Genomic DNA, 24,312 nt, shown 5'->3' with positions numbered 1-24,312 from the left:
TCCGGATAAAGGCCTAGGATGGCGCAACACTAGAAACAATGAGTTTCCAATGGATCGCCTCACACTCATGGCCACTTTCGTCAAAGCGGTGGAGCTGGGTTCCTTCAGCGCGGTGGCGGACGAACTCAACCTGTCCCCGCAAATGGTCGGCAAGCAAGTGAAAATGCTCGAGCAGCATCTGGGCGTTTCGCTGCTCAACCGCACCACCCGCAAGCAGAGCCTCACGGATTTCGGCCGCACGTTCTATCAGCGGGCGAAACTGATTCTGGCCGACATGGACGCCGCTGAAGAAATGGCCGCCGTGACCCGGGGCGTGCCCAGTGGCCGGTTGCGGATCAATGCGCCCGTCACGTTCGGCGTCAGTTCGCTGTCGCCGAAGCTGCTTGAGTACATGGTTCGTTATCCGCAAGTGTCGGTGGACCTGACGCTGTCGAATGAACTGGTCGATCTGGTGGACGGCGGATACGACGCGGTGTTCCGCATCGGCGAACTCGCCGACTGTGGCCTGAAGGCACTGCCCCTGATGCCCTATCAAATGGTGCTGTGCGCAGCGCCGTCCTACCTTGCACGCCGCCCACCCATCACCACGCCTTGGGATCTTCAGGAACATGAATGCCTGGCGTTCGCCTATTCTGACGGCCGCTCACACCTGCGATTCGAAGGTCCGGAAGGCTGTATCGACGTGCCGATTAAAAGCCGATTGACGATTAATCAGGGCGATCCGTTACTGTCCGGGGCGGTTGCGGGGCTGGGGGTGGTGATGCTGCCGCTGGAACTGGTCAAGGATTCGCTGCGAAGCGGCACGCTGGTGGGTCTGCTGCCGCAGTACAAGGTGCCGGTTTCGCCGATGAATCTGTTGTATGCGCCGGATCCGAGGCTGACGCCGAAGTTGAGGAGTTTTATTGATTTTGTGCGTGCAACGTTTGGATAAGAGCTGCATTGAGTGATGAAGGCTTAACGATCAGAGATTTGTCGCAACAAAATCCCTGAATCCGAGCTTCACATACTTTCGCGACTCATCGACAATGCGCGCTCTGTTCCGGGGTAGTTCAGCGGTAGAACACTCGGCTCCTAACCGGGTGGGCGCTGGTTCGAATCCAGCCCCCGGACCCACTACATAGTAGGTCACAAGGAAGTATGTCCAGGCCTGAGGATGAATCGGGTGCGCTCGGCGGAATAAACGCCGGTTATGCGCACTTTCAACTGTCTCGCGCGCTCACTGCACGCGACAACGACGCCAGTCCGAAAGCATTTGCCCGGATCGAACGCTGGCAAAAGGTTCTCGAAAACCTGATGCATGGCCGTGCACTGTATGGCTCGCGGACGCCGTTTACCGACCTGCCAGAATGGATCACGCTGGAAGTGGCCACTGGCGGCTTTGCAACGGGCAACCTTGTGGCCGGTGGCGAGTTGACCGCTCATGAGCGCCTGTTGGCGTCATCGATTCCCGGCATTCGAGCGGGTTACGAACGGCTCGATTTGAATAGGTGGCATCTTTCAGACGAAGGCATCAGAACGCTGCAAGAGCGATTGACGAACGAAGACTATCGGATCGATGTACCGGAAGAGGCCGCGTTGCTGACAGTGGCCTGGTTTCTGGGGCAGCAACGCGTCGAAGAAGCCAGGACGTTGATCGAGCAGATCGCGCCTTTCTTCGAACGAGTGCGTTTCTTTCCCGCGGCAGCCAACGAGCGCCCGCTCTCGATGGCTGAAGTTGAAGTTTTCAATGCTGGCCAAATCAGCCTGCGCCTGTCCGTTCTCTCACCCCAGCCTCGTCTTGCCGTTCAAAAGCATGTTGTTGAACGCAGGTTGCCTCTCTACGACGCGGCGGTCTCGCTATTCCTGCTGACGTACAACGATGGTTGGCCTTGCCGGCATTACCCTGAAGGGTGGTTCGAGCGTGCTTCGGTGCTTGGTAAAGAGTTTGATAACGCCACTGAAGCTGATCCCCGTCGTACGGATAATTCCAGTGATCGAGTGACGGAGTTGCTGGCATTGCTCAAGCAATGCTCTATCGATCCTGCATCGCTAACGGGGCGCCAGGTTGGGCGAATTCGCAGAATCGTCGATGACTTTGTAGCCAAGCATGGACACCCTGAGTCCGAAGATCATTCCAGCAAGCGCGCACAGCAGCGTCATCACGTATCAGCTTCGGCACACCATCTGATTGCCAAGGCTGCTTCCGTGCGACTGGCGAGATATCCAGTCTCGGAAGGCATCTCTGATTTCGCGCCATTATTGACGCCGATCACCGACGAAGAGGCTAAGGCTTACTCATTGAAGGTGGGAGAGACCATTCCTCCTTCGATTCGTCGACGCCTCGAACGTTGCCGAAAGGGAACGGTTGCAGAGTTGATTGAACATAGGGTCATTACATCCGCAGATACAGTGGCGAAAGTGCTCCCGGCGATGACGGCGCAAATCTGTAGCGCCGGATATCGAGACGTAGCATTGCGGGCATTGTCTGTCGCTACCTATCGTGCGTTCAGGCGTCGACGCTCTCTATTGTTGCTGAATATGCAGCGTCAGGTGAGAGTCGATGATTTGCCTTGGGTGAAAGCCCTGGAGACCGAGTACGAGGCGGGGGCAATGGCGATTGAAGGTGCCAGACAGGCTTTGGTCGAGGCGTCCGCATTGACCCTTGTTGCATTTCCTCAGGCCATTCTGCCAAACAAGTTGCTTCAGGAATTTTCCTCGCTTGCCGAATCGGCCAAGCTGGATCTTCCCTTCGTAGAGGAGATCGCGGCTGATATTTTCATGGGCGCTTTCTCCGGCAAGTTCGTAAAGGCTGCCAAGCGTTCAGTGCGATTAATGGCCGGATCTCTTTACGCACGCTATTACGATATCGATATGGATCAGTTGGCTGCACTACCCAAGCAACGGAATTCACGAAGCAATAATGGTGTGCTGGCTGGTTTGTGCGCGCGGCGGGCGAATGCCGACATCGGTAGATGGAGTCCAGCGAACAACGGCACGATCATCGAACAGCAACAAATATTGACCACGCAAAATCTGGCAATCCTGTTTGATGATCTGGACCTGAAGACGCTGTTACATGATCGTTTGGGCTCAATGGCCGAAGCATGTTTCAAATGGATATGCAGTCGGCAGCAGATGCAGATCAAGCTCTACCACGCACGTCTGGTCATGTTGAAGAACACAGCGTATGCGTGGCGCCAGATGATGTTTTACCTGTCGATGCTGGATCAGTCTCGATTGGAGAGTGTGCTTGGAAACATTGAAGTGCACTTTGCCGCTCAACCCAGTGCATTTCAGGGGCGATTTCTTCCCGCCATGATCGGGTTGCGCATGGCGGTATGTGGATGTCGGTTGACTTTGGCTCACCAAGAGCGGGAGGGTTGTAAGGTTTTTCTCGGGTGGACCACTGAACGGCACTGGCTGATGCCTTCCTAGATATCAGAAAGCTCCAGGCGTAACGAAAAGCCTGCCTTCAAAAGCAGGCTTTTTGCATTCTCAGAGATGCCTTCATTTCAACGCCGCCCAGTCCGCGTACTCACATCCACCCAGACAGCCAACACCAGAATGCTGCCCTTGACGATCATCTGCCAGTAACTGTCGACGTCGAGCATGGACATGCCGTTGTCCAGGCTGGTGATGACCAGGGCGCCGAGGAGGGCGCCGTAGACTGTGCCGGAACCGCCGCGCATCGAGGTGCCGCCGATGAAGCAGGCGGCGATGGCGTCGAGTTCGCCCATGCTGCCGGCCGAGGGTGAGCCTGCGGCCAGGCGCGCGGTGTTGACCACGCCGGCGAGGGCGCACATCACGCCCATGATCCCGAAGATCCACAGCTTCACGGCCTGCACATTGATACCGGACAGGCGCGTCGCTTCCATGTTGCTGCCCACGGAATAGACGCGTCGGCCGAACACGGTCTGGCTGGTCACGTAGCTGAAGCCGCCCAGCAGGATCAGCAAAAGCAGGACCGGCACGGGAATGCCGTCATAGCTGTTGAGGGTCTGGACGAAACCGGCCAGCACCGCGCCGATCAATAACACGCGTGCCACGTCACGCACCAGTGAGTGTGCCGCGAGGCCGTGCAGGGCGCGATTGCGCCGTTGTTTCCAGGTCAGGAACAACGTCAGTGCGAACAGCAGGACGCCCAGACCTGCGCCAACCGCATGTGGAAGATAACCCTGGCCGATGTAGACGAGTTCCGGCGACACCGGCGCAATGGTCGTGCCGCCGGTTATTCCCAGCAAAATCCCCCGAAAAGCCAGCATGCCCCCCAGCCCCACGATGAACGACGGAATGCGCAGGTAGGCCGCCATGTAGCCGTTGGCGAGGCCGATCAGCAGTCCGCACACCACCACAAGGCTGAGATTCGCCAGCAGCGGTATGTGATAGACAACATCGAGAATGGCTGCCACGCCTCCGAGCAGGCCCAGCAATGAGCCGACGGACAGATCGATCTCGCCGCTGATGATCACCAGCACCATGCCGCAGGCGAGGATCCCGGTAATCGACATCTGGCGCAGCAGGTTGGAGAGGTTGCGCGGCGTCAGAAATCCGCCCTCGGTCTGCCAGCTGAAGAACAGCCAGATCAACGCCACGGCAAACACCAGTGCGAGCATCTTGTAGCGGGTGAAAAGTTGTTTGACCTGATTCATTTACGCGGATTTCCGATCTTTATTGTTATGGCTGTCAGGCTGGCTGAGTGCGGCGGCGAGCACCTGTTCCTGGGTGACTTCATGGTTGATGAAGTCACCCCGCAGTTGGCCTTCGCCGATGACCAGGACGCGGTCGGAAACGCCGAGCACTTCGGCCAGTTCCGAAGACACCATGATGATCGACACGCCTTCGGCGGCCAGCATCCCCATCAACTTGTAGATCTCATACTTGGCGCCGACGTCCACCCCTCGGGTCGGCTCGTCGAGAATCAGCACCCGGGGCCGTGTCAGCAGCATCTTCGCCAACACGGCTTTCTGTTGATTGCCCCCGGACAGGCTGGTGATCGGCAGGAACGGGCTCGCGGTCTTGAGGTGCAGGCGCGAAATTTCCCGATCGATGCTGCCCAGTTCGGCTTCGGCGTCGATGCGGGTCAGTTTCGAGAAACTGTCCAGCACGGCCAGGGTGATGTTCTGGCCGACACCCAGGTCGGGAATGATGCCCTGACGCTTGCGGTCCTCGGGCACCAGGCACACGCCGGCGCGGATCGATTTGAGCGGCGTGCGGGTGTCTATGGGTTTGCCGTCCAGCCAGACTTCACCTTCGTGGCGACCGGGGTAGGCGCCGAACAGCGCGGTCACAAGCTCCGTGCGACCTGCACCGACCAGCCCGGCGATGCCGAGGATTTCCCCGCGTTTGAGGCTGAAGGAAACGTCGTCGACCCGTTTGCGTTTGGGGTTGTCGACGTCGTAGCAGGTGATGTGGCGCGCCTCGAAAATCACCTCGCCGATGTCGTGGGGGTCGGTGGGGTAGAGGTTGCTCATTTCCCGGCCGACCATCTGGGTGATGATCTGTGGAATATCCATGTTTTCCATGGCGGTCGTGGCGATGTGTTGACCGTCGCGGATCACCGAAATGGTGTCACACACGGCGGCCACTTCATCGAGCTTGTGGGAGATGTAGACGCAGGCGACGCCCTTGGCTTTGAGGTCGCGGATGATGTCCAGCAACACCTCGATTTCCGAACGGGTCAGGGCCGACGAAGGTTCATCGAGGATCAGCAGGCGCGCCTGTTTGTTCAGGGCCTTGGCGATTTCCACCAGTTGCTGATAACCGCCACCGTACTGCGAAACCGGCAGCGAAACGTTCATGTCCGGCACTTTCAGTTCACGCATCAGAGCTTCGGCGCGGTGGATCATCGCCGGGTAATTCATCCGCCCACCCGGCAGCGTCAGCTCATGGCCCATGAAAATGTTTTCGGCCACCGAGAGGTCGGGAACCAGCGTCAGCTCCTGGTGAATGATGACGATACCAGCGGCTTCCGTTTCGCTGATCGACTGCGCCTTGAGCGGCTGACCGTCCCAGAGGATTTCACCGTCCCAGGTGCCATGGGGATAAACCGCAGACAGGATTTTCATCAGCGTGGACTTGCCGGCGCCATTCTCGCCGCACAGCCCGACGCATTCCCCCGGCCGGACCTTGAGGTCGATGCCATTGAGCGCTTTGACACCGCCGAAGGTTTTGACGATGCCGTTCATTTGCAGCAGGTAGTCGGACATGGCAGAGGCTCATAAGCGGCAGATACGGGACTGAACCCGCAGGAGCAGAACGCCTGCGGGGGGCATCACTCAGTGAGTGTCACTGTCCGGCGATCTGCGCCTTGGTGTAGAAGCCGTCCTGTTCCAGCAGGTCGATGTTGTCCTTGGTCAACGGGGTCGGGGTTAGCAGGATGGTGTCGACTTTTTTGCTGCCGTTGTCGTACTGCGAGCCGTAGGCGGGTTTCTCATTGCGCGCCAGTTGCACCGAGAGTTTGGCGGCTTCGGAGGCAATCAGTTTCAGCGGTTTGTACACCGTCATGGTTTGGGTGCCGGCGATGACCCGCTTGACCGCTGCCAGGTCCGCGTCCTGTCCGGAGATCGGCACCTTGCCGGCCAGTTGCTGAGCGGCCAGGGCCTGAATGGCGCCGCCAGCCGTGGCGTCGTTGGAGGCGACGATGCCGTCGATTTTGTTGTCGTTGCGGGTCAGGGCGTTCTCAACAATGCTCAGCGCCTCGGTAGGGTTCCATTCCTTCACCCACTGCTGGCCGACGATCTTGATATCGCCCTTGTCGATGGCCGGTTGCAGCACCTTCATCTGACCTTCGCGCAACACTTTCGCGTTGTTGTCGGTGGGCGCGCCACCCAGCAGGAAGTAATTGCCCTTGGGCGCTGCATGCAGCACGCCGCTGGCCTGCATCTCGCCGACCTTTTCGTTATCGAAGGAAATGTAGGCGTCGATATCGGCGTTGAGTATCAGACGGTCATAGGACACGACCTTGATTCCGGCTTTCTTCGCCTCGGCCACGGCATTGGTCAGCACGGTGGCGTTGAACGGCACGATGACGATGACATCGACACCACGGGAAATCAGGTTTTCGATTTGCGAAATCTGCTTCTGCTCGTTGGCATCGGCCGACTGCACGAAGACCTTGGCATCCATTTTTTCCGCCGCTGCGACGAAGTAATCCCGGTCACGGGACCAGCGTTCCAGCCGCAGGTCGTCGATGGAGAAGCCGATTTTCGGGTGGGCGGCGTCGGCCATAACCGGCAGCGAAAGCAACGCCAGGGCGCCGGCAAACAGCGTGCGTTTTACGTTCTTCATGGTGGTGCGTCCTTTTATTTTTGTTTGAAAGACACGGCCTGACGATGAATATCGGGCTGGTGGAACTGTAGAGAATCAGCAGGCGAAACGGACTACAGATTTGTCGCGCAAATGTCACAGCGCCTACAGTCCTCATTGGCGATCAGCGATAGATAAACCGGTTGACGACGTTTTCGAGCATTTCCTGCCGACCGCTGACGGCCTGCGGGTTCAGTTCGTTGGCGAAGGCGTGCTCGGCCAGGGATTGGAGATTGAACTCACCCGCCAGCACCGACTGGCCGAAGGGCTGCTGCCAGCCGGCATAGCGTTGGTCCTTGATCCGTTGCAGCTGGTCGTTCTGGACCATGGCGGCGGCCCGCTCGAGCGACAGGGCGAGGACGTCCATGGCCCCGACGTGACCGTGAAACAGATCGACCTCGTCGAGGCTCTGGCGGCGCACCTTGGAGTCGAAGTTGAACCCGCCATTGCCGAAGCCGCCGGCCTTGAGGATTTCATAAGTGACGAGGGTCATTTCCTCGACGCTGTTGGGGAATTGATCGGTGTCCCAACCGTTTTGCGGATCGCCCCGGTTGGCGTCGATGCTGCCGAAAATCCCCAGCGAGACGGCCGTCGCCACCTCGTGATGGAAACTATGACCGGCCAGGGTCGCGTGGTTGGCTTCGATGTTGACCTTGATTTCCTTTTCCAGACCGAACTGCTGGAGAAAACCGAACACGGTGGCACTGTCGTAATCGTATTGGTGCTTGGTCGGTTCCTGCGGTTTGGGCTCGATCAGCAGGTCACCTTTGAAGCCGATCTTGTACTTGTGCTCGACCACCATGCGCATGAAGCGACCCAGTTGTTCGCGCTCGCGTTTCAAGTCGGTGTTGAGCAAGGTTTCGTAGCCCTCGCGACCGCCCCACAACACGTAGTTGGAGCCCTTGAGGCGTTGAGTCGCGTTCATGGCGCTGAAGACCTGGGCGGCGGCGCAGGCGAACACTTCAGGATCCGGGTTGCTGGCGGCGCCGGCGGCAAAGCGCGGATTGCTGAAGCAGTTGGCGGTGCCCCACAGCAGCTTGATTCCGCTTTCTTCCTGATGGCGTTCCAGGTGATCGATCATTTGGGCGAAGTGGTTGCGGTACTCCTTCAGCGAATTGCCTTCGGGGGCGACATCCGTGTCGTGAAAGCAGTAGTAGTCGATACCCAGCTTGGAGAAAAATTCGAACGCGGCCTGCGCCTTGCCAATGGCCAGCTCCATCGGGTCACCGGCGTGTTGCCACGGGCGCTTGAACGTCCCGGCGCCGAACACGTCGGAGCCCGGCCAGACAAAGGTGTGCCAATAACAGGCGGCCATGCGCAGGTGTTCGCGCATCGGCTTGCCGAGGATGATTTTGTCGGCGTCGTAGTGACGGAAGGCAAGGGGAGAGTCGCTGGCAGGACCTTCGTAGCGAATCCGGTCGACATCGGGGAAGTACGGCATTGGCAATGTCCTTGTTGTTCTTGGTTGTTGTTCTCGGTTGTTGTTCTTGGGGCGTGTCCCGATACTAGCAACGGCCCTGTGCCTGCCGATTGCGAAAATCAACAACACGCAGTGCGATTTTGCGTATTGAGATTCGCCCTATGCGCGCCTAGTCTGTGCAGACCGCCTCTACGGCAAGGGGCCCGGAACAAGCCTGAAAACAATGAAAACCGTACCGCCTGTTCACCGCATCGCCCTGTTGTTCAACGGGAGCAAGATCTATGACCGCGGCATCATCAGCGGCATCGGCAACTACCTGAGCAGCACGCGCGCGTCCTGGGATCTGTTTCTGGAAGAGGATTTTCTCTGCCGCTTGAAGGGCATCGAGCGCTGGCAGGGCGACGGCATCATTGCCGACTTCGACGACCCGTTGATCGGCGAGGCGCTGGCCGATATCAAGCTGCCCGTGGTGGCGGTGGGTGGTTCTTATCAGGATGAGCGGGCTTATCCGAAAGGAATCCCGTACGTCGCCACCGACAACAACGCACTGATCACACTGGCTTACGAACACTTGGTCGAGGCCGGGCTGCAACGGTTCGCCTGCTTCAGCCTGCCTGAGGCGCAGGCCAATCGTTGGGCTCAGGAGCGCGAAAAAGCCTTTCTACGATTGATGCAACGGGACGGCTTGCACGCCGAGGTCTATCGCGGCATGGGCACCAGCGCACCACTGTGGGACAGCGCCGTCGAACAGTTGATCGCCTGGCTGCAAAGCCTGCCCAAGCCGATTGGCATCATCGCGGTCAGTGACGCCCGCGCCCGGCAGTTGCTGCAAGCCTGCCTGACCGCCGGCATCGCCGTGCCGGAGCAGGTGGCGCTGATCGGCATCGACAACGACCCGCTGACCCGCAGCCTGACCCGGGTCCCCCTGAGTTCGGTGATCCAGGGCACTGAAACCATGGGCCGCACCGCCGCGCAACTGCTGCACCAGATGCTCCACGGCAAACCGTCAACGGGCGTGCATGTCCTGATCCCGCCCGAAGCGATCAACGTCCAGGTGTCGAGCTTGCATCAACCGTTGGGCAACCCCTACGTGATGCAGGCGCTGCTGTTCATCCGCCAATATGCCTGCCAGGGCATCAAGACCGCGCAAGTGGCGGCTTATGTCGGCGTGTCGCGTTCCTCGCTGGAGTCGCATTTTCGCGCGGCGCGGGGCTGCAGCGTGCATGACGAGATTCTGCGTTTCAAACTGGCGGCGGCCACCCGCGGGCTGGAAAAAACCGACACGGCGATTGCGGACGTTGCCCGCACGTGCGGTTTCAAATCCGCGCAGTACCTGCACACGGTGTTCCGCCGAGAGTTCGGGTGTACGCCCCGTGAATATCAGCAGGGCGCCCGATAGACGGCCACTCAAAAGCGATCCAGCCGATAGGGCTCGCGCACCGGCAGAATACGAGCCGTGTCCTGCGCCGATGGTGAAACCATCTCTTCAACCATCTCCGCCGTCACCGCCGCCTGCGTCAGCCCCAGATGCTGATGCCCGAACGCAAGCAACACCTTCCCGTCACACACCCGATCGATCACCGGCAGCGAATCCGGCAGCGACGGCCGAAACCCCATCCACGGTGTGGCCGCCTCGACACTCAATTCATCACGAAACAACCCCTTGCTCAACCGATGCAACTGCCACGCTCGGGCCATGGTCGGTGGGGCTTCGAGGCCGGCGAATTCGACGGTACCGGCCAGGCGCAGCCCTTCGGACATCGGGGTCATGATGAATTTGCGTTCCAGCGAGGTGACGGGGAAGGGCAGCCGGTTGTGTTCGTGAGGCAGCATCAGGTGGTAGCCGCGCTCGGTGTCCAGCGGGACTTTTTTGCCGGTCAGTGCAGCGGTGAGTTTTGCCGAGTGGGCGCCGCAGGCGATCAGTACCTGGCGAGCGGACAGGGTGCCGGTTCCGGTCATCAGATTGACGCCATGTTGATGCAGTTGCCCGCCCTGAACCGCCTGTTTCACAAACTGCACGCCGCTGGCTTTCGCCGCTTCCACCAACTCACGCACGACGCGGTAGGGATCGATGAAATGCCCGGTGTTCGGGAAAAACAGTCCGCCCTGAATCTGTTCGCTGAGTTGCGGCGCGGTCTCGCGTACCGCTCCGGCCTGCCACCAATCGACTGGCACTTGTTGCTGTTGCATGCGTCGCTGCAGTGCTTCGAGTGCCGGGCGTGAGTCGGGTCGTTCGAACACCAGCAGCGAGCCTTCCATCTTCAGCAGCTCGGGACGCTGGATGTCATTCAACAAGCGGTGCCAGGCACCCAGCGAGCTTTCATTCAGCGCGCGCAACCCGGCAACGGTGCGCTGGAACGGCGCCGAGCGCAGGTTCAGCAACAGCCGCGTAAACCAGGGCAGGGCGCGGGGCAGGTATTTCCAGTCCAGGCGCAGCGGCCCCATCGGGTCCATGAGCATGGCCGGCAGACGTTTGAGGATCGAGCTGTCGGCAATCGGAAACACCTGCTCGGTCGCCAGATGCCCGGCGTTGCCGAACGAGGCGCCGTGGCCCGGTTCCTGCGGATCGATCACCACCACCCGCAAACCCTGACGGGCCAGGCGCATGGCGCTGGCGACGCCAATGATGCCGGCGCCGACCACGGCGATGTCGTGCGGGTTATTCGGCATTTTTCGCGGTTTCCCTTTGGCCATCGAGCAAGCGACGCAGCGACAGTGGATTGGCGTGTTTGAGCGCGGCCGGCAGCAGGCTGTCGGGGAAATCCTGATAGCAGACCGGGCGCAGAAAACGCAGGATCGCCGCCGTGCCCACTGAGGTGGTGCGCGAATCGGAGGTCGCCGGGAACGGCCCGCCATGCACCATCGCATCGCAGACTTCAACGCCGGTCGGCCAGCCGTTGACCAGCAGGCGTCCGGCCTTGCGCTCCAGGGTCGGCAGCAAGGCGCGGGCCTGTTGCAGATCCTCGTCATCCAAGTGCAGCGTGGCGGTCAACTGGCCTTCCAGCTGTTCGAGCACCTGACGGATTTCAGCGTCGCTGGCGCATTGCACGATCAAGGACGCGGCGCCGAAGGCTTCGGCCTGCAACGAATGATCGGCGAGGAAGTCGGCGGCGTCGGTGATGAACACATGAGCCTGGCCCTGATTCGGTTCCGTCGCTCGCTGGCCGACGGCGGCAATACGCGTTCGGTGGTTTTCCGCGAGGGCATTCACGCTGGATTCGTAGGCGTTGAAGATCCCCGGCGTCAGCATGGTCTGCGCGGGGCTGCGCTGGATCAGTTCGGTGGTGGCGCCAATGAAGGCGTCCAACGCCGGCCCCTTGTGGGCGATGACCAGACCGGGATTGGTGCAGAACTGACCGGCGCCCAGCGTCAGCGAAGCCACAAACCCTTGGGCCAACGCCTCGGCGCGATTCTGCAGCGCTGCCGGAAACAGCAACACCGGGTTGATCGAACTCATTTCCGCGTACACCGGAATCGGCTCGGGCCGGGCTTGAGCCGCTTTGATCAGCGCGAGCCCGCCACTGCGCGAACCGGTGAAGCCGACAGCCTTGATCCGTGGATCGCTGACCAGCGCAATGCCGACTTCGCGGCCGGAGCCGTACAACAACGAGAACACACCTTCCGGCAAATCACAGGCCTTCACCGCGCGCGCCACTGCACGTCCGACCAACTCGCTAGTGCCGGGATGCGCGCCGTGGGCCTTGACGATCACCGGGCAGCCAGCGGCCAGTGCCGAAGCGGTATCGCCACCGGCCACCGAGAACGCCAGTGGAAAGTTGCTCGCGCCAAACACGGCCACCGGGCCCAGTGGGATCTGCCGCTGACGCAGATCCGAACGCGGCATCGGCTGGCGCTGTGGTTGCGCGGTGTCGACTCGCACGTCCAGCCATTCACCGGCCCGTACGGTGCGGGCAAACAAGCGCAGTTGCTGGCAGGTACGGCCCCGTTCACCCAGCAGGCGCGGGCGCGGCAGGCCGGTTTCGGCCAGGGCGCGGTCGATCAGTTCGTCGCCCAGCGCTTCGATTTCGCTCGCAATGGTGTCAATGAATTCGGCCCGTGCCTCGAGCGATGTCTCGCGGTAATGGTCGAGCGCCGCCCAGGCCAGTGCGCAGGCCTGCTCGACATGTTCGGCAGAGCCGCCGGCGTAGGCCGGTTGCAAAGGCGAGTTTGTAGCGGGGTTGATTCCGTGGATGACGTCGCGGTCGCCGGTGAGGGTTTGCTGACCGATCAGCAGTTGGCCCGTCAGAGTCATGGCGCATTCCTTATCAATAAAACAGGTCACGAATAAGGCCCGCCGCCGTGGGTGGCGGCGGGCTTGAGCGCAGCGGCAGGTCAGGCGAAGTTCTGTTCCGCCGACCAGTTTTCGTACCAGTGACGGAACAGCGCGTACTGGGCTTCTGCGTAACGACGCTGTGAGTCGCTAAGGGCATCGGTTTCGTTGAAATGCAGGGTGTATTCCTTGTCGCCGTTGAGCACCATCAGGTGTTTGTAATACAGCACCAGATCCGTGCCTTCGTCGAAGGACGACAGCACCGCCAGCGCCGATTCCAGCTCCCGGGCCTGACGTCGGGCCTTGGCGTCACCCTTGGCGGCCTGCTTGCTCAGGGCCACCAGTTGCAGCACTTCGCGGGGCAGGGCGTTGCCGATGCCGGTGATGGCGCCGGTGGCGTTGCAGTTGACGAAACCGTGCACGACCTGGGTGTCGACACCGACCATCAAGGTCACGTCATCGTCCTTGGAGGTGATGTTTTCAGCGGCGTAGCGCAGATCGGCGCCACCGCCGAATTCCTTGAAACCGATCAGGTTCGGGTATTCACGGCGCAGCTCGAAGAACAGATCGGCGCGGGTGGCGAAGCCGTAGTAAGGGCTGTTGTAGATCACCGCCGGCAGGTTCGGCGCGGCTTGCAGAATCGCCGCGAAGTGGGCTTTTTGCGCCGCCGCCGAAGCGCCACGGGACAGCACCCGAGGAATCACCATCAAGCCCCGCGCGCCGACTTTCGCCGCATGGGCAGCGTGGGACACCGCTTCACGGGTGTTGACCGCGCCGGTGCCGACGATGGTCGGAATCCCGGCCGCCACCAGCCGCGCCACGCCTTCCTGACGCTCGGCTTCGGTGAGCAGCGGCCAGTCGCCCATGGAGCCGCAATACACGACCGCGCTCATGCCGATGTCGATCAGTTCGCGACCCTTGGCCACCAGCGCATCGAAGTCCGGTTTGCGCGCGGCGGTGCACGGGGTCATCAGGGCGGGCATGCAGCCGGTGAAGATGTTGTCGCTCATTATTGTTCTCCTTGGAACGGTCATTCAGAGGGGTTTGAAGTGCAGCGCAGCGGCTCAGATGCCCCACGCGAACGGATCGGTTTCGTCGATCAGCAGCGTGCTGTCGGCGGTCATGTGGGCGCGGCCGGTGATGTAGGGGCGGATGCGATCGCCTTCCCATTCAAAGCGGCCTTCGAACTGGCTGCCGGTGATGCTCGCCTGCACCCAGCGCTCGCCCGGCGCGAGTTTTTCGTCGGCGGCCAGGCACGCCAGTTTGGCGCTGGTGCCGGTGCCGCAAGGGGAGCGGTCGTAGGCTTTGCCGGGGCACATGACGAAGTTGCGGCTGTCGGCCTCGGCGTCATCGGCGAACAGTTCGATGTGGTCGATGACCGCGCCGTCCTCGCCATGGATCCCTTGGTCCTCGAGGGCCTTGAGCATTTTCCAGGTGAGGTCGGTCAGGGTTTCGACGTAGTCCATCGTCAGGGTCTGGCCGTGTTCGGAGACCAGGAAAAACCAGTTGCCGCCGTAGGCGACGTCACCGAGGAAGCGGCCGTACCCCGGCACTTCCACCGCCACCTGTTTGCGTGAGCGATAAGCGGGCACGTTGCCGAGCGTCACGGCACCGTCTTCATGCAGCGTGGCGCTGACCGGGCCGACCGGCGTGTCGATCTTGTGCACCCCCGGTGCGATCAGCCCCAGGTGCTGCAGCGATGCGACCAGGCCGATGGTGCCGTGGCCGCACATGCCGAGGTAGCCGGCGTTGTTGAAGAAGATCACGCCGCAGGTAGCGTCCGGCGACACCGGCTCGCAATACAGCGCGCCCACCAGCACATCGTTGCCACGCGGTTCCAGCAGGCAGGCGCGGCGCCATTGGTCATGCTGGTTGCAGAGGGCATCGCGCTTCTCGGCCATGGTGCGGCCCGGCAGGTCGGGAAAACCTTTCATCACCAGACGCGTGGGTTCGCCGCCGGTGTGGGAATCAATGACGTGTATTCGTTTCATGGACAGGTCCCGTTGAGTGATTTCAGTAAGCGCCGGCAGCGCGAGGATTGGCGGCGGAGGCGGGGGACGGCGAAGCGACTTCGCTTTCATCCTCTTCCGATTCCAGACGCAGCAGGTGTGCCGGTACGCCGGTGGCGGCGCCCCAGTAATAGATGCCCATCGCACAGGCTGCGACGACCAGGGTGTCGAACGGATGGGTGAGGATGCCCAGACCACCAAAGGTGCCGAGTTTCGACAGGACGATGGTCACCGCGTAGAAGGCGATCAGCCACGCCGACGAGCGCACTTGGCGGGACAGGCTGAGGTGGGCGGTCGGCACGAAGCGGCCGCAGAGCAGGTAGACGACGAACATCAGGATTTGCAGGCCGAGCAGCCAGGACACGGTGTTCCAGCCCGACCAGTAAACGATCAGCGCAGCGATGATGAACGACACCGGCCCCAGCACGCCCATGCACTTGACCCGGAACGGGCGCGGCATGTCGGGGGCATTGCGACGCAGCGCGGCGACGGTCACCGGAGCCACTGCGTAACTCAGCACCAGCGCGGCGGACACCACGTTGATCAGTGCTTCCCACGATGGGAACGGCAGAGTCCAGAACACCGACAGGGCGAAGGTCAGCCACAACGCCGGACGCGGGATGCCGGACTTCGCGTCGATGTGAGTGAAGACCTTGAAGAAGGTGCCGGTCTGCGCCCAGCCGTAGATCACCCGAGGGGTGGCGTTCATGTAGATGTTGCCGCAGCCGCTGGGGGAGATCACCGCGTCCGCGACGACCAGATACGCCAGCCAGCCCACGCCCAGTGCCAGGGCGATGTCGCGGTACGGCAGGGCGAATTCCTTGGATACCCCGGCCCAGCCATTGGCGAGCAATTCGGTCGGGATGCCGCCGAGGAAGGCGGTTTGCAGCAACACGTAGATCGCGGTGGACAGCAGCACCGACAGGATCAGCGCAATCGGGATGGTGCGTTGCGGGTTCTTCACTTCGCTGGCCACCGAAATGATTGGGGTCAGGCCCAGATAGGCGAAGATCACACCGCCGGCGGAGACGGCCATCTCGATACCCGAGAGTCCGAATGGGGCGAAGCCCTGAACCTGAAAGTTTTCCGGTTTGAAGAAGGTGAACAGCACGCCGATCACCAGCAGCGGTACGATGAACTTGAACACGCTGACCAGATTGTTGGCCTTGGCGAAGGTCTTCACGCTGCGGTAGTTGAGCAGGAAGAACACGCACAGCAGGCCGAACTGCACCAGCCAGCCGAGCAGGGTCGGGTCACCGCTGCCGGCCTTGGTCAGGCTCGGAAACCAGGCTGCCGCGTATTGGCGCGAAGCGACCACCTCGATCGCCACCAGACTGGAAAACGCGATCAGCGTAATAAAACCCATCAGGTAACCGAGCAGCGGCCCGTGGCTGTAAACCGGGTAGCGCACCACACCGCCAGCGCGGGGCAATGCCGCGCCCAGTTCGCAGTAGACGATGCCCAGCAGCAACACGGCGAACCCGCCCAGCAACCAGGAAAAAATTCCCGCCGGCCCGGCAATCGCCGACACGTGACTGGCCGCGAACAACCAGCCGGAACCGAAGATCGCCCCCAACCCGATAAAGGTGAGGTCGATCAATGAAAGTTGTTTTTTGAACTTGCCTTGGCCTGACATGGCATCGCCTTCTTGTGAGTTATTGGATAGGCAGGTGTGAGTCACTGGAACGGCTAAACAGTGAACTCATCGTGCGTCGGGCGATTGATGTTTTGCGCAGCTGCGGATGACGAAATCGGCACAGTTGCGAAGAAAGACAGCGGCGCTCGACACGCCGCAAACGTTGCTGCAATCTGCACGCGAACGCCTCAGCCCGATCCACTCACCGGGGAAAACCGTCACCATGCAGAACGCATTTGCGATCCTGAGCCAGGGCGATGCGCACAATCGTCCCTACACCCTCGAGGCGCTGCTGGCGGGGGTGGCGCCGCTGTTGCCGATGCTGGACGTGATTCCGAACGCGGCGATCTTCATCAAGGATGTGCAGGCGCGGTACGTCCTGGCCAATCACACGCTGGTGCAGCGCTGCGGCCTGAAAGACCTGAAACCGCTGCTCGGCAAGACCAGTGCGCAGGTATTTCCGGCGCAACTCGGGCCCGGTTATACCGAGCAGGATCGGCGGGTGCTGGAAGAGGGGTTCGTGCTGGAGGATCAACTGGAACTGCATCTGTACGGCAGCCGCGAACCGGGTTGGTGCCTGACGCACAAGCGTCCGCTGTACAACCGCGACGGCGAGATCATCGGCCTCGCGGGGATTTCGGTGGACCTGCAATCGGCCAGCGAAACCCACCCGGCGTTTCAGCGCCTGGCGGCGGTCGACGAACACATCCGCGCGCATTTCAATCGTCGGGTGACGCTGGGTGAGCTGACCCGGATCGCCGGCATTTCGGTGGCGCAACTGGAGCGCTACTGCAAACGGGTCTTTCACCTTACGCCGAGGCAGATGATTCAGAAAGTGCGGCTGGAACATGCCCATCGCCTGTTGCACACCGAGCTGCCGATCACCGAGGTGGCGCTGCAATGCGGCTACACCGATCACAGCGCCTTCACCCGGCAGTTCAAGGCCTCGACCGGGTTCACCCCGCGTCAGTACCGGCAGGCGACAGAGTAATGAGCGGTTTGCGAGTCATCGCGGCTAGACTGAACAGGTCAGCCCCACTTGCTGCAGGTGAAACGAGATGAGCGAATTCTGGGTACGCCGATGCTCGTATGGCCTGTGCGCGATCCTGCTGACGCTGACGGCGTCCTGTTCGAGCAATGCTCACTATGCGACCACCGGTGATCGCTGCTATGCCAAAGCGGTGCCGACATCAGGGGAGGGTGGTCTCGCGTGGGGAGCGACCCTGGGTATCGCGCAAAAAAAATCCATGAATAACTGCGTGCGCTATGCCGGACGTTCGGGCGGAACGCCCGATACCTGTCAGGTGGTGTTGGCCAAGTGCAAGAATTGACGGGGGACCCAGTCGCCACCTCAAAGGCCGGTGGCGCTGTTGTCTTCAGACCAGCACTACCGCGCGCGTTTCAACGACTGCGAAAGGGCCAGTCTGGCGATCAGTGAGGCAACGTCCTTGGCACCGTAGCAGCGGAATTTGACACTGTAGGCGTCTGTGTCGAGACGGACGATCTTTGTCACGAAACCGCCTTCGACGGTGACCTTGCGGATCGCCGGCATTGGTATCTCGACATCCAGTGTCCCGTCCTGAACCATGCGGTTCATGGCATTGGCATTCAAGTAAACGGCGTTTTCGGTGACGGTGACTCTGCCGCCCACCCACAATCCGCCATAGTGATTTCTGAATCCCTCGAGCACCCCGGCCAGTACGCCGACATTGCCGCTCCCCACGACCTCGTAGAATTCGCCCACATCGTCGTAGTTCAGTTCAGCATCGGTCACCAGAAAGTTGACCATCTTCGACTTCAGAACTTCTTCGGCCATCCCTGCATCTCCTTGTTCAAATCACAGCCCGGCATTTCAGCCGCCTGTTTACCTGACAAAAAACAAAATCGCCATGTGTTTCCTTCGTTCTTTCATACGTCGCAGTTGTCACTGTCCGTTCCCGCCTGTCTGGAGTTCACCCGATGCCTTCGCTGAAAACCCTGCCCGCTGCCTTGCTGGGGCTGGCCCTTGTCTGTCCGGTCAAGGCGCAATCCCAGGGGCTGGAACTGGGGCAAGTGCTGATCGGGGCCGAGGATCAGAGCGGTGACGATCTGTCGGTGGAAGAGGCGAAGGCTCGTCTGGCCCAGGTGCCGGGTGGCAGCAATGTGGTCGATATGCGCCAGCCATTGCAGGGCCGGGTCGCGAGCAATCAGGACGTGCTGGCGTATCAGCCCGGTGTCTATGCCCAGTCGGCGGGCAACGAAGGAACGAAAATCTCGATCCGTGGCTCTGGCATCAACCGTGCCCCCGGCGCCCACGCCTCGGGGCTGTACACGATGCTCGACGGTCTGCCGCTGACCGGCCCCGGCGGCACGCCTTATGAACTGCTGGAGCCGCTGTGGCTGGATCATGTGGAAGTGCTGCGCGGCGCCAACGGTTTTGATCGCGGTGCGCTGGCCCTCGGTGGCGCCGTCGATTACGTCAGCCACACGGGCTATAACGCGCCACTGCTGAATGTGCGCTATGTCATGGGCAGCCACGGTTATTCCCAGCGGCAAGTCAGCTCGGGCCAGGTGCTGGGTGACTTCGATTACTACCTGTCGATGACCGACGCGCATTCCGACGGTTATCAGGATCACACCGCCAGCAAGAGCCAGGGCGTGATCGCCAACTTCGGTTATCGCTTCAATCCGAATCTGGAAACCCGCTTCTACATTCGTCACCGCGAGACCGACAACGACCTCGCCGGCCGGGTGACCAAACACTCCATCGAGCACGATCCGCGCGCAGCCAACCCGGCCTACGTGACGCGCAACGACAGCCGCGATCAGCCCGGCAGCACCTTCATCGGCAACAAGACCACGTACTACATCGATGACGATTCGAGCATCCAGACCGGTCTGGTTTATCACGATTACCCGATGGACCTGCGCGAAGGCCCCAATCGCCTGAAAGTGGCGTACACCGATGTCAGCGGCACGTTTGACTACAAGCGCCGCGACACGCTCTGGGGGATGGAGAGCAACAGCACCGTGGGCCTGCGAGTGACCAAACACCTGCCCAACGACGGGGCCAGCGAGCTGGTGCGGATTCCTACCGGCAACACCGCCGGCTATGCGCCGGGCACTCACATGCGCAACTTTACGTATCAGGGTTCGGATTCTGTCCTGCACGTGGGCAACGACCTGGAAATCGCCGATGACCTGTGGCTGACCACCGGCCTCGCCGCGATCTACACCCGTCGCGAAAGCGCCGTGACCTACCCGGAAGGTGGCGGCAAGACCAGCCTCGGTGACTGGGATTACGCGCCACGTCTGGGTCTGCGCTATCAGCTGACGCCGGACTTGCAACTGTTCGGCAACCTGAGCCGCTCGGTCGAAGCGCCGCATCCGTGGTCGCTGATCTACAGCTCCAACGTACGCTTCCCGACCGGCAGCGGCGCCGCCACCGGCGCCCAGCGCGACCCGGTCAAGCTGCAAAACCAGACCGCGACCACCCTGGAACTCGGCGGCCGTGGCGACAGCGCGTTCGGCGAGTGGAGTCTGGCGTGGTACTACGCTCAGGTGCGACACGAATTGCTTTCGGTGTTGCCGGACGCCAACGCCACCACGCCTTACGAACTCAACGCCAGCCCGACCGTGCACCAAGGTATTGAAGCCAGCCTGAACAGCAACCTGTGGTCAGCAAACGATGGCGGCAAGTTGAGCCTGCGTCAGGCCTACACCTTCAGCGATTTCCACTACCGCGACGACGACCGCTTCGGTGATAACCGCCTGCCGGGCCTGCCGATGCATTACTACCAGGGCGAACTGCGCTACGACTTCCCGCAGGGTTTCTTCGCGGCGGTCAACACGCAACTGGTCTCGAAAACCGCAGTGGATTACGCCAACAGCTATTACGCCGATCCTTACGCCACCTTCGGTGCGACCCTCGGCTACAACGCACCGAAAGGCGACTGGCAGACCTGGCTGGACATGCGCAACCTGACCGACAAGCACTACGCCGCTACAGTTACGCCGGGCTATGACGATAAAGGTCTGGACGCCGCACGCTCCACGCCGGGTGAGGGCATGGCGATGTATGTCGGGGTGTCGTGGAGTTTGCTCTGAGGGGCAGGCAGTTCCCTATTCAAACGTCTCAAGGACTGGTTGATGGTCGGTAAATACAAGTTTGGTTGGTGTGCACTGTTGGCCGGGTCGTTTGCGCTCAGTGGTTGCACGTCACTGTTCATGGGCAAACAGTACGAGTTTCCCCGCCCGGATGAGCCTTCTGCGACCGTTCGCCTTAAATATGATCGTGGCACAACGCTGGACGCGATGACGTTCAACGAAAAAAGTTGTTATGCCGGCTTTACGCCGCTTTCCTATAACGGCGACTTCATCGAGTCCAAAGTCGCCGTCGGTAAAGAACTGGTGCTGACTTACCGCGATGTAGTGGGCGGTACTCAGTGCCAGATACCTTTTTCCTTCACGCCTCAGGAAGGCGCTGTCTACACCATAAAGACCGGTTTCTGGAGCGAGACCAAGCCCGGCATCATTCCGGTGTTCAAGTACGACCAGTATCACTGCGGGATCGGTGTAGTGAAAAAGGTCGGCGATCAGGAAAGTGTCCAGCCCATCCAACAATTGCGTATCAAGACCGGTTTCGCCTGCCTGAAATTTCTACCCGTCACGAAATAGCTCTCGGCATCCCTGCGTTTGCGGTTTGACGGTGCAACCCTCAAACAATGTCATCGATCAGAATATGGTGCTGCCCGCGACTGCATTGCTCGATCCGCGCCTCGACCTTGTAGACCGCGCGCAGCATCGGCTCGGTGATGACTTCATGGCTGGGTCCGCTGCCATGGGCCGTGCCACCCGCGATGACCAGCACCTGATCGGCAAAGCGCAGCGCCTGATTCAGGTCGTGGATGGCGATGAAGACGATCACTTCGCGACGGCGCGCGAGGGCTTTCATGAAGTTCAACACCTGAACCTGCCGGTGCATGTCGAGTGCGCTGGTGGGTTCGTCCATCAGCAGGATTTCCGGTTCGCGCACCAGCGTCTGGGCGATTGACACCAATTGCTGCTGACCGCCGCTCAGCTCACCGAGGTTGCGAAACGACAGTTCGGTGATCCCGAGCGCTTCGAGAATCTCGTCCACCAGTTTCAGTTCATCATCGTGAACCGCCCAGTTGGGCGTCAGTTGCTTGCGCGCCAGCAGCACCGATTCGTACACCGTGAGCCGGGCGCTGGCGTTCAGGCCCTGGGGCATGTAGCTGATGCCTTGAGTGCCTTTTTTCGAGCCTTCCAGAATCACTTCGCCCGGCCCGTCGATCAGCCCGGCCATGCGCTTGAACAGCGTCGATTTGCCTGCCGCGTTGGGGCCGACGACGGCCACGACCTGGCCACCGGTAAACGTCGCGGTGCTGACACCGGAAATGATCTCGCGCTGCCCGTAGCGGGCGCCGAGGTTGTCGAGCCGGATCTTCACCATGAGTTTTTCTTACCGTTGAGAATCAGAGAAATGAAGAACGGCACACCGATCAGCGATGTGACCACGCCAATGGGGAATATCGCTCCCGGGATCAGCGTCTTGCTGACCACCGAACTGGCGGACAGGATCAGCGCGCCAGTCAGCAACGAGGCCGGCAGGAAAAACCGCTGATCCTCGCCGATCAGCATCCGCGCGATGTGCGGCCCAACCAGCCCGATGAAACCGATCGTGCCAACGAACGCCACCGGAAACGAAGCGAGCAGACTGACCATGATCAGCGTTTGAAAGCGCAGGCTGCGCACGTTGATGCCGAAACTCGCAGCCTTGTCGTCGCCCAGGCGCAGGGCCGTCATCGCCCACGCACGTTTGGCGAAGATCGGCAGGGTGATGAGGATCACCACGCAGATCACCCCGAGTTTCGGCCACGTGGCCTTGGTCAGGCTGCCCATGGTCCAGAACACCACGGCTGCCACGGCTTGTTCGGTGGCGAAAAACTGCACCAGCGCCAGTAACGCATTGAAGGTAAACACCAGGGCGATGCCGAGCAGCACGATGGTTTCGGCGGTCACGCCACGACGCATGCTCATGAAGTGAATCAACAGCGCCGAGAGCATCGCCATGATGAACGCGTTGAGCGGCACCATGTATTGCGCCGCCAGCGGAAACAGCGCCACGCCGAAGGCCAGCCCCAGCGCTGCGCCGAAACCGGCCGCCGCCGAAATACCGAGGGTGAACGGGCTGGCGAGCGGGTTGTTGAGGATGGTCTGCATCTGCGCCCCGGCGAGCGAAAGCGCCGCGCCGACAGCGACCGCCATCAACGCCACCGGCAGGCGGATGTCCCACATGACCACCCGCACTTGTGCCGATGCGGTTTCCGGCGAGATCAAAGCACCGAGCACTTCGCTGAGGCTGTAACGGGCCGGGCCCAGTGCCAGATCGAGCAACACGCTGAAGATCAGCAGCACGGCCAGCCCTAGCAGAATCAGCCGTTTACGCAGCACCAGCCGCCGGTAGGTGACGCTCTGCACAATCGGTGCTTCGCCCAGCGAACTCATGGCTTGTCCTCGGTTTTTTGCAGGCTGACGAAATAGCCCGGTTCATACGGCACCGGCAGGAAGCGCTCGTGCATTTCGCGAAATTCCGCATCGGGATCAAGATCGGCGAACAGTTCCGGGTGGAACCATTTGGCCAATTGCTGAATGGCCACGAATTGGTAAGGGCTGTTGTAAAACTGGTGCCAGATCGCATGAAACGCCTGAGTGTTCTGCGCCTTGATGCCGGCGTAGGCCGGGCGCTGGGTGTACCAGGCCAGTTTGCGCCGGGCTTCGGTCAGGTCTGCGCCCGGGCCGACGCCGACCCAATGGCCCCGCGGCGCAAAGGCTTCCCAGTCGGCGCTGGTAACCACCACATGGTCGGGATTGGCGACGATCACTTGCTCAGGGTTAAGTTGCCCGAAGGTGCTCGGAATGATCCGACGGGCGATGTTATTGCCACCGGCCATGTCGACGAACAGACCAAAGTTCTCGTTGCCGAAACTCAGGCAGCAATCATCGGTATAGCCACCGATGCGCTCGATGAACACGTTGGGACGGGCAGGATGGTATTTCTCGATCACGTCGGTGACGCGGTGGATCTGCTGGTTACGAAAATCGATGAACGCTTCGGCGCGCTCTTCCTTGCCGAACAACTTGCCGAACAGACGCATGGTCGGCTCGGTGTTCTGCATGGGGTTGTTGCGAAAGTCGACGTACACCACCGGGATGCCCAGGGCATCGAGTTTCTCGATGTAGCGGGCATCCTCGGTTGCGTGCTGCGCTTCGATGTTGAGGATGATCACGTCAGGCTTCTGCGAGATCGCCTGCTCGATGTCGAAGGTGCCGCTCTCGAAACCGCCGAAGGTCGGGATTTTCGCGATGTCGGGGAATTTGCGCAGGTAGGCGTTATAGGTGTCCGGGTCGGACTGGATCAAATCCTTGCGCCAGCCGACGATGCGTTCGATAGGGTTCTGCGTATCCAGCGCGGCCACCAGATACAGCTGGCGACCTTCACCCAGAATGACCCGGCGCACCGGCAGGTGAACCTTGACCGTGCGGCCCTGCAAGTCAGTCACGGTGCCCAGTGCCGGATCCGCTTCGCCAGCCTGTACGCGGCTTGGCATCAAGGAAGAAATCGACAAACCCAGCAGCCCGGCGATCAGCAGGGCGGCGAAGGTCTGGCGGCGGCGAAAAACATTAACCATGG

Annotated in this window: 20 protein-coding genes and 1 tRNA gene; 8 read left to right on the top strand and 13 right to left on the bottom strand. The window is 61.0% G+C overall.

Annotated elements, in window-relative coordinates; genetic code table 11:
* Positions 1–49: 49 nt before the first annotated feature.
* The 3 genes from AC07Y2_RS15145 to AC07Y2_RS15135 all read left to right on the top strand — a co-directional run bounded on the left by AC07Y2_RS15145 (position 50) and on the right by AC07Y2_RS15135 (position 3,414).
* Positions 50–931, top strand: coding sequence for a LysR family transcriptional regulator (locus AC07Y2_RS15145; RefSeq protein ID WP_039771096.1), 882 nt, complete (start codon positions 50–52; stop codon positions 929–931).
* Positions 932–1,038: 107 nt separating this feature from the next.
* Positions 1,039–1,113, top strand: a tRNA-Arg gene (locus AC07Y2_RS15140).
* 24 nt (positions 1,114–1,137) lie between these two features.
* On the top strand, positions 1,138–3,414 hold the full coding sequence (locus AC07Y2_RS15135; RefSeq protein WP_103386258.1) for a hypothetical protein: 2,277 nt from the start codon (positions 1,138–1,140) through the stop codon (positions 3,412–3,414).
* A 77-nt stretch (positions 3,415–3,491) separates the two neighbouring features.
* On the opposite strand, the gene AC07Y2_RS15130 is transcribed toward AC07Y2_RS15135, so the two are convergent.
* From AC07Y2_RS15130 to xylA, 4 genes are all read right to left on the bottom strand, one after another.
* Positions 3,492–4,628 carry a sugar ABC transporter permease gene (locus AC07Y2_RS15130; protein WP_039771099.1) on the bottom strand — a complete coding sequence of 379 codons (1,137 nt, stop codon included), beginning with the start codon at positions 4,626–4,628 and terminating at the stop codon, positions 3,492–3,494.
* Positions 4,629–6,185, bottom strand: coding sequence for a D-xylose ABC transporter ATP-binding protein (gene xylG, locus AC07Y2_RS15125; RefSeq protein ID WP_103386257.1), 1,557 nt, complete (start codon positions 6,183–6,185; stop codon positions 4,629–4,631).
* A gap of 79 nt (positions 6,186–6,264) precedes the next feature.
* Positions 6,265–7,266 carry a D-xylose ABC transporter substrate-binding protein gene (xylF, locus tag AC07Y2_RS15120; RefSeq protein WP_103386256.1) on the bottom strand — a complete coding sequence of 334 codons (1,002 nt, stop codon included), beginning with the start codon at positions 7,264–7,266 and terminating at the stop codon, positions 6,265–6,267.
* A 142-nt stretch (positions 7,267–7,408) separates the two neighbouring features.
* A complete protein-coding gene (gene xylA / locus AC07Y2_RS15115) occupies positions 7,409–8,725 on the bottom strand; it encodes a xylose isomerase (RefSeq protein ID WP_103386255.1) in 1,317 nt (438 codons plus the stop codon).
* Between the two features lie 202 nt (positions 8,726–8,927).
* Between xylA and AC07Y2_RS15110 the strand changes: the two genes are divergently transcribed.
* The gene (locus AC07Y2_RS15110) at positions 8,928–10,103 is read left to right on the top strand and encodes a XylR family transcriptional regulator (protein WP_103386254.1); all 1,176 of its coding nucleotides are present in this window, start codon (positions 8,928–8,930) and stop codon (positions 10,101–10,103) included.
* An 8-nt stretch (positions 10,104–10,111) separates the two neighbouring features.
* On the opposite strand, the gene AC07Y2_RS15105 is transcribed toward AC07Y2_RS15110, so the two are convergent.
* The 5 genes from AC07Y2_RS15105 to AC07Y2_RS15085 form a co-directional block, all read right to left on the bottom strand.
* Positions 10,112–11,374 carry an NAD(P)/FAD-dependent oxidoreductase gene (locus AC07Y2_RS15105; RefSeq protein WP_103386253.1) on the bottom strand — a complete coding sequence of 421 codons (1,263 nt, stop codon included), beginning with the start codon at positions 11,372–11,374 and terminating at the stop codon, positions 10,112–10,114.
* Entirely contained in the window at positions 11,364–12,956 is a 1,593-nt protein-coding gene (locus tag AC07Y2_RS15100) for an aldehyde dehydrogenase (NADP(+)) (RefSeq protein ID WP_103386252.1), read from the bottom strand. The genes AC07Y2_RS15105 and AC07Y2_RS15100 overlap by 11 nt, the downstream gene beginning before the upstream one ends.
* Before the next feature lie 80 nt (positions 12,957–13,036).
* Positions 13,037–13,984 carry a dihydrodipicolinate synthase family protein gene (locus tag AC07Y2_RS15095; protein ID WP_039771114.1) on the bottom strand — a complete coding sequence of 316 codons (948 nt, stop codon included), beginning with the start codon at positions 13,982–13,984 and terminating at the stop codon, positions 13,037–13,039.
* Positions 13,985–14,038: 54 nt separating this feature from the next.
* On the bottom strand, positions 14,039–14,965 hold the full coding sequence (locus AC07Y2_RS15090; protein ID WP_103386251.1) for a 4-hydroxyproline epimerase: 927 nt from the start codon (positions 14,963–14,965) through the stop codon (positions 14,039–14,041).
* A gap of 22 nt (positions 14,966–14,987) precedes the next feature.
* Positions 14,988–16,619, bottom strand: a complete 1,632-nt coding sequence (locus AC07Y2_RS15085) for an APC family permease (RefSeq protein WP_064595752.1) — start codon at positions 16,617–16,619, stop codon at positions 14,988–14,990.
* 223 nt (positions 16,620–16,842) lie between these two features.
* On the opposite strand from AC07Y2_RS15085, the gene AC07Y2_RS15080 reads away from it, so the two are divergent.
* Complete coding sequence (locus tag AC07Y2_RS15080) at positions 16,843–17,610, top strand: AraC family transcriptional regulator (RefSeq protein ID WP_103386250.1); 768 nt, start codon at positions 16,843–16,845, stop codon at positions 17,608–17,610.
* 67 nt (positions 17,611–17,677) lie between these two features.
* A complete protein-coding gene (locus tag AC07Y2_RS15075) occupies positions 17,678–17,950 on the top strand; it encodes a hypothetical protein (protein WP_103386249.1) in 273 nt (90 codons plus the stop codon).
* Positions 17,951–18,006: 56 nt separating this feature from the next.
* On the opposite strand, the gene AC07Y2_RS15070 is transcribed toward AC07Y2_RS15075, so the two are convergent.
* Complete coding sequence (locus AC07Y2_RS15070) at positions 18,007–18,435, bottom strand: hypothetical protein (protein ID WP_103386248.1); 429 nt, start codon at positions 18,433–18,435, stop codon at positions 18,007–18,009.
* Positions 18,436–18,578: 143 nt separating this feature from the next.
* On the opposite strand from AC07Y2_RS15070, the gene AC07Y2_RS15065 reads away from it, so the two are divergent.
* Together AC07Y2_RS15065 and AC07Y2_RS15060 are read left to right on the top strand one after the other, a co-directional pair.
* Positions 18,579–20,705 (top strand): TonB-dependent receptor family protein, encoded by a 2,127-nt coding sequence (locus tag AC07Y2_RS15065; RefSeq protein WP_103386247.1) that lies wholly within the window; start codon positions 18,579–18,581, stop codon positions 20,703–20,705.
* Positions 20,706–20,747: 42 nt separating this feature from the next.
* The gene (locus AC07Y2_RS15060) at positions 20,748–21,275 is read left to right on the top strand and encodes a hypothetical protein (RefSeq protein ID WP_039771126.1); all 528 of its coding nucleotides are present in this window, start codon (positions 20,748–20,750) and stop codon (positions 21,273–21,275) included.
* A gap of 40 nt (positions 21,276–21,315) precedes the next feature.
* Here AC07Y2_RS15060 and AC07Y2_RS15055 read toward each other — a convergent pair whose 3' ends face one another.
* From AC07Y2_RS15055 to AC07Y2_RS15045, 3 genes are read right to left on the bottom strand one after another with little or no spacing between them, the layout of a single operon-like run.
* Positions 21,316–22,071 carry an ABC transporter ATP-binding protein gene (locus tag AC07Y2_RS15055; RefSeq protein WP_039771128.1) on the bottom strand — a complete coding sequence of 252 codons (756 nt, stop codon included), beginning with the start codon at positions 22,069–22,071 and terminating at the stop codon, positions 21,316–21,318.
* Positions 22,065–23,126: a FecCD family ABC transporter permease gene (locus tag AC07Y2_RS15050; RefSeq protein WP_085667220.1), complete on the bottom strand. Its 1,062-nt coding sequence runs from the start codon at positions 23,124–23,126 to the stop codon at positions 22,065–22,067. Before AC07Y2_RS15050 ends, AC07Y2_RS15055 begins: the two co-directional genes overlap by 7 nt.
* Positions 23,123–24,310 carry an ABC transporter substrate-binding protein gene (locus tag AC07Y2_RS15045; RefSeq protein WP_074690760.1) on the bottom strand — a complete coding sequence of 396 codons (1,188 nt, stop codon included), beginning with the start codon at positions 24,308–24,310 and terminating at the stop codon, positions 23,123–23,125. The genes AC07Y2_RS15050 and AC07Y2_RS15045 overlap by 4 nt, the downstream gene beginning before the upstream one ends.
* Positions 24,311–24,312: the final 2 nt, after the last annotated feature.

Source organism: Pseudomonas sp. GW456-12-1-14-TSB6, from assembly GCF_059424205.1.
The sequence above is the reverse complement of the archived record's forward strand: the minus strand, read 5'-3'. Positions and strand labels throughout refer to the sequence as shown.